The organism is Pseudoalteromonas sp. HM-SA03 (genome assembly GCF_002289345.1).
Lineage (GTDB): Bacteria > Pseudomonadota > Gammaproteobacteria > Enterobacterales > Alteromonadaceae > Pseudoalteromonas.
In genome coordinates this window covers 1-5,326 of the sequence record NZ_NSDG01000096.1, presented here as the reverse complement: position 1 = coordinate 5,326, position 5,326 = coordinate 1, and the positions used below count along the sequence as shown (strand labels likewise).

Annotated in this window: 5 protein-coding genes; 3 read left to right on the top strand and 2 right to left on the bottom strand. The window is 42.1% G+C overall.

Going from position 1 to position 5,326, the window contains the following annotated elements; all coding sequences use genetic code 11:
* Positions 1 to 122: 122 nt before the first annotated feature.
* A complete protein-coding gene (locus CKO50_RS18550) occupies positions 123 to 680 on the top strand; it encodes an RNA polymerase sigma factor (RefSeq protein ID WP_095729362.1) in 558 nt (185 codons plus the stop codon).
* Complete coding sequence (locus tag CKO50_RS18545; protein WP_095729361.1) at positions 673 to 1,278, top strand: hypothetical protein; 606 nt, start codon at positions 673 to 675, stop codon at positions 1,276 to 1,278. The genes CKO50_RS18550 and CKO50_RS18545 overlap by 8 nt, the downstream gene beginning before the upstream one ends.
* A gap of 13 nt (positions 1,279 to 1,291) precedes the next feature.
* Here CKO50_RS18545 and CKO50_RS18540 read toward each other — a convergent pair whose 3' ends face one another.
* Entirely contained in the window at positions 1,292 to 2,668 is a 1,377-nt protein-coding gene (locus tag CKO50_RS18540; protein WP_095729360.1) for a Na+/H+ antiporter NhaC family protein, read from the bottom strand.
* Positions 2,669 to 2,880: 212 nt separating this feature from the next.
* Here CKO50_RS18540 and CKO50_RS18535 point away from each other — a divergent pair, with 212 nt between their 5' ends.
* Positions 2,881 to 3,729 carry a MurR/RpiR family transcriptional regulator gene (locus CKO50_RS18535; RefSeq protein WP_095729359.1) on the top strand — a complete coding sequence of 283 codons (849 nt, stop codon included), beginning with the start codon at positions 2,881 to 2,883 and terminating at the stop codon, positions 3,727 to 3,729.
* Between the two features lie 58 nt (positions 3,730 to 3,787).
* On the opposite strand, the gene CKO50_RS18530 is transcribed toward CKO50_RS18535, so the two are convergent.
* A complete protein-coding gene (locus CKO50_RS18530) occupies positions 3,788 to 4,945 on the bottom strand; it encodes an exo-beta-N-acetylmuramidase NamZ domain-containing protein (protein WP_095729358.1) in 1,158 nt (385 codons plus the stop codon).
* Between the last annotated feature and the right edge of the window lie 381 nt (positions 4,946 to 5,326).

Here is a 5,326-nt window from a genome sequence, read left to right as displayed (position 1 = left end):
AAGTGAATTCAACGCAGTTAGCGCTAAAACTGGCTGCTAGAAAGGCATTAATTATCCGAAGCTCAGGTTAATTTAGCTTATTGATATTAGGGCCTGTTGGCCCTTGAGACTTAGGATTGCCTATGCTGAGTAGCTTGAAAATGTGGCGTGCTCGCGCCACCAGCAACGTAGAAGATCCGCTTTATGAATATGCGACGACGGGTAAAGTAAAATACCTAGAGCAAGTCATTGAGCGCTATCAAAGTGATTTATTTCACTTTCTAAAAACACAAACACAGGCGGCGTCGGCAGAAGATATATGTCAAAAAACATGGCTAAAAGTCATCGAAAAGAAAAGCGCTTATCGACAACAGGGTCACCCCAAGGCTTACTTGTTTCACATTGCACGTAACCTGCTAATCGATTCAATCAGGGCGTCAGGTAAACTCTCTGAGTTGACAGATAATAAAGTAGGTATGACCGACTCCAATGAGTTTACAAAAACATCGGAGGAACAGTGGCTATACCAGCAAATTGCTGCACTTCCTTTATTGCAAAAAGAGGCGTTAAGCTTACAGTTGGAAGGGTTCAGCTTAGCTGAAATAGCGCAAATTGTAGGGGCCACACAAGAGACTGTAAAAACTCGAATTAGATACGCAAAAGAGACACTAAAGTCTCAAGTGGGTGAAAATCATGAGTAATTTAGACAAATTTGACGCCAAGTTAAAAGCGGCTTACCAAGCTAACAAGCAGGACAAACCGTTAACTTTGGCTACTCGCATCAAGGTGCGACTAGTTAGCTTTGCCCATCATTATTTGGGTCGTATAGAAACTTGGCAGTGGAGCGCGGTTACTTGTTCAGTCGCTTTACTTTTCACCTTATGGTATCAAAATCAGCATGTTGATATTGATAAAGAATATAACTCAAGTGCTCATTTAGTCAGTTATGGCGATTTTCAACACATCGAAACGCATGAGCTACAGCAAGGCCAGTATCTTGCCCGTATAGATGAACAGAAAAAAGTGCTGGATGCTAGATTTGAGGCTGCGCAACAACAAGTTCAAGAACAGCGTTACGGTCGACTCGTTGCAATTAACGATGATGCTTGGTTAATTGAAGAGTGTAATACCCATACCCTCATCGAGTTAAAACAAAGCCTACTTAGCGTGATGCCACAGCCAAAAGCCAGTGTTATCAATTTTAATACGCCAGTTATGCTAGCACTGTCGACCGCCGATAAAGGGCAGATTATTGCAATTGAAAGTACGGGGCAAACCCAAGTTTTGGCTTGCCCCTAACTGGCACTTACTCTTAAATCATAATAAGGCTGGCAATAAAGAAGCAGATAATTGCTAATACCCCACCCACCAATGCATAAGGCAACTGGGTTTTAACATGAGTCAGTAAGTCACATCCAGATGCCAGTGCCGATACCGCACTGGTATCAGAGATAGGCGAGCAGTGATCACCAAATATTCCGCCACTTAAGATAGCACCAAGCACAAGCGACGGTGGCAGGCCTAGCGCTTGAATAAGTGGCACACCAATAGGTATTAATATGGCGAAGGTGCCCCATGACGTACCAGTTGTAAATGACATGATTGCACCAGTAATAAAGAGTACAGGCACTATCAAGTAAATAGGTAAATAGTCACCAACTAAAGACGCAACAAAAGTTCCTGTTCCCAACTCTTTTAGACTTGCACCTAAGGTCAAAGAGAGCAACACAATGCTTACCAGTGGTAGCAGCTCCCCCATCCCCTTAAATCCAACATCCATTAGTTCGTGATGACTAAACCTCTTGCCAGTCAAAAGCAGCAGGTACGCAACCGTTGAAGCTAAGATTGTGGCATAAAGTACTGACTTAGAGCCGCTACCATTTGCCAATACACCATCGCCTGTCCAAAACATAAACCCAATCATACTCACAATCAGCGTCAATAAAGGGATCAGCATATAACGCGATTTGGTAGCACTCGGCCCACTACTTATTTCAGCCGTATGGTGTTTTAACTCTTGTTCCGCGGCCTTCATCGGTCCATGAACTTTATCAAAGACAATCGTATAGAGAACAATTAACAGCGCGATAATTGCGTAAAAATTAAACGCGACACTCCCCCATAAAATGCTCACTGCTGATTGCTCAAGTTCATAGTTACTCAGCAATCCAAGCACATAAGCACCCCAGCCATTAAGTAAAATCAAAATACATACAGGAGCGCTAGTACTATCGATAATGTAAGCCAAACGAGCTCTGCTCATTTTGAACTTATCAAATAGTCCCCTCGCAACAATACCCGAGGTTAGTACACTCATATTTGATTCGATGAACACTGCCGTACCAGTAAACATGGTCAGTAAGCCAACCTGACGTTTACTCTTAGCGACGCCTCGATTAAGCAGCATATCCACCGTTGCAGCCACCCCGCCAGACTCTCGTATATAGGCGAGCAATGCACCGATCACTATGCTAAAAATCAAGATCCGGCTGTTACCTGCCGATGTCGCAACCTCAATAACACGTTCAATACTGCCTACGAATGTGCCGGCAACTAGCGACTGCTGACCATGTACAGCCAATAAAAATTCGGAAGAAACTAGCGCTAAAATCAATGCGATAATCACTTCTTTGCGCCAAAACACAACTGCAATTGCAATCAAAGGTGGCAAAATCGAGTACCAAGCCATATAGTTTAATCTATAAATTCAAAACACTTAGCTTAAGTTAAGCGGTTTAAAACACCAAGTCTTTGCGACTAAATTAAATTTAAGTCAACATTTAACCCCAATACTGGTACAATGAGTGTGTTTTGTGCAATGATATTCCTTTTTGGTCTATCGTAACGTTCCAGTTGAACCTATAATATGGACAGAATAATTTAGTTCGGATTGAGTATCGTATGTCTACATTTGTCAAAATAAAAGCACTTCGTCCATCACTATCTAATAGTGAAGCTAAGCTTGCTGACTTTACCTTGAACTCGGGCGATAAAATCCGTGCGCTTTCCTCTGTTGAACTGGCACGCGAAGCCGGTGTCAGCCAATCTAGCGTCGTAAAATTTGCCCAAAAGTTGGGTTATAAAGGTTTTCCAGCTTTTAAACTTGCCGTTGTTGATGCGCTCAATGAGCAAACAGACAATAGCACCCCAATTGATGAATTAATTTCTAGTAATGACTCCATCGAGTTAATCGCAGATAAGTTACAACTAAAACAGCAAAATGTTATCTCTGAAACTCGAAAACTTAACTCAGCAAAACAGTTTGAAAACGCAATTCAGTTGGTGAAGAACGCACGAAAAGTCATTGTATGTGCACTTGGTAGTACCTTCACTATGGCCCAAGATTTAACTTGGAAACTCCAAAAGCTTGGTATTCCTGCAATTGCTCAGGTCGATGAAATCAGCGCCTCTAGCTTTATTGCAACGATGGGTAAAGACGACCTCTTTATTGTGATTAGCAACACAGGAACCAGCAAAAGCTTGCTCACCTTGACTAATCAAGCATTGGATAATGGTTGTAAATGTCTTGCCATTTCACGTTATGGTAGCCACGCTCTTGCTGAAATGGCAGATGCGATACTTTATTGTATCAATGAAGGCGAACCACTTAAGCATTCAGGCATGCTGTCTCGTACTTCTCAAGCCTATCTTATTGATGTTTTATTCACTGCACTCGCGCAATCTAACCTGCATTGGCAAAAACGTGTGGATAAGGCCAATGAAAACATGCAAGTATTGCGTAGCGAGTAAGACGTAAACCACTCACGGCAGACTCGTGCTGCCGTTTACCTCTAACAAAAGCCCACTACTACCTCGGATATAATAAATACTTTTTCCGCTGCTTTAAAAAATCTTGTACATCCTGCTGCCACAGCTTTCTCAACTCTAATGCCGATTGGCCAGACTCAATGGCTTTACGGATTTTGTCCGTGCCTGCAAGCTTATCGAGAAAATCGGGGGACTGAAAAAACGCTTTGTTCTCGTGTTTGAACTGTGTGTATGCGGCAACGAACCAAGTTAGATCAAAACCTCGTACATTGCTGTTTCTTAAATCCTGCCCAAACGCAGTCACACCATTTAATTTAGGATTGGAAGCCGCACCTAATACAGGTCGAGGAGTAAACTGAAACTCACCCAATTTAGGATCTGGGTAGCCAAAAACTTGAAAGGGAAAATCCGTTCCACGACCAACAGAAATAGGTGTTGCTTCAAAAAAGCACAAAGATGGATACAAATAGATTGCTTGTTGGTTTGGCAGGTTAGGACTTGGTGGGATCGGCAATCGATATTCAGTGCTACCACTATAATTTCGCATTGGAAATACACGTAACTGTAGCGCTGTAAGCGAGGTTAACCACCCTTCTCCTTTAATCATAGTCGCCAGTTCACCAACGGTCATGCCATGCAATACGGGAATGGGATGCATACCAACAAAAGATTGAAATGGTTTTTCTAATAATGGGCCATCAACATATGCGATATTTGGATTTGGCCTATCAAAAACCCAAAACTCAATATTTGCATCGGCTGCGGCTTCCATCGCAAGGTGCATAGTGCTGATGTATGTATAAAAGCGCAACCCCACATCTTGGATATCAAAAATAAGCACATCAATATCTTTGAGCTGCTCAGGCTTTGGCTTTTTATTACTGCCATAAAGCGAAATGATTGGTAGCCCAGTTTTCACGTCTTTTGCGTCATCTACCTTAGCACCTGCATCATAATTACCACGAAAACCATGTTCCGGCGCAAAGACCTTTTTAACATTCACTTTTTTATTAAGTAAGTAATCAACTAGATGTTGGTCGTCAACACGAGATGTTTGGTTTACGATTAATCCGACGCGCTTACCTTTTAACACAGGTAAATACTCATCTGCACGCTCAGCACCTAATGTAAGCGCTTCAACAGTTAAAGGAACACAACAAAAAACAAGTAGCAAACAAACTCTGAGTAATTGAAACATATAACGCTTTCTCTAAGTAAATATGCAATTAGGGTATCAGTCAGAAAAAAAATAAAAAGTGTTTGGGGGAGTTTAATCATACAGCAGTGAATCTCTGAGCATCGTCGTATTCAACTTTCGTAAAAGATCGCAGGGTAAACCTGCTCCTACACGAGATATTTAGGCACAAAAAAACCGACTTTCGTCGGCTTGTTTATCTCTTTATTTTTACCACTTGAGGGAAAGTGGCGGACGCAGGACCTGTGTTATGGAGAGTGAACCTCCGAGCGCCGTCGTATTCAACTTTCGTAAAAGATCGCAGGGTAAACCTGCTTATATGGACTCCTCCAATTGTACAAGCCATTTTTAGCATTATTGGTGTGATTGCGTGCTTATATCCGG

Excerpts from the sequence above, each read along its gene's own strand:
- CKO50_RS18550 (WP_095729362.1), top strand. The coding sequence starts at position 123 with ATGCTGAGTAGCTTGAAAATGTGGCGTGCTCGCGCCACCAGCAACGTA.
- CKO50_RS18545 (WP_095729361.1), top strand. The coding sequence starts at position 673 with ATGAGTAATTTAGACAAATTTGACGCCAAGTTAAAAGCGGCTTACCAA.
- CKO50_RS18540 (WP_095729360.1), bottom strand. The coding sequence starts at position 2,668 with ATGGCTTGGTACTCGATTTTGCCACCTTTGATTGCAATTGCAGTTGTG.
- CKO50_RS18535 (WP_095729359.1), top strand. The coding sequence starts at position 2,881 with ATGTCTACATTTGTCAAAATAAAAGCACTTCGTCCATCACTATCTAAT.
- CKO50_RS18530 (WP_095729358.1), bottom strand. The coding sequence starts at position 4,945 with ATGTTTCAATTACTCAGAGTTTGTTTGCTACTTGTTTTTTGTTGTGTT.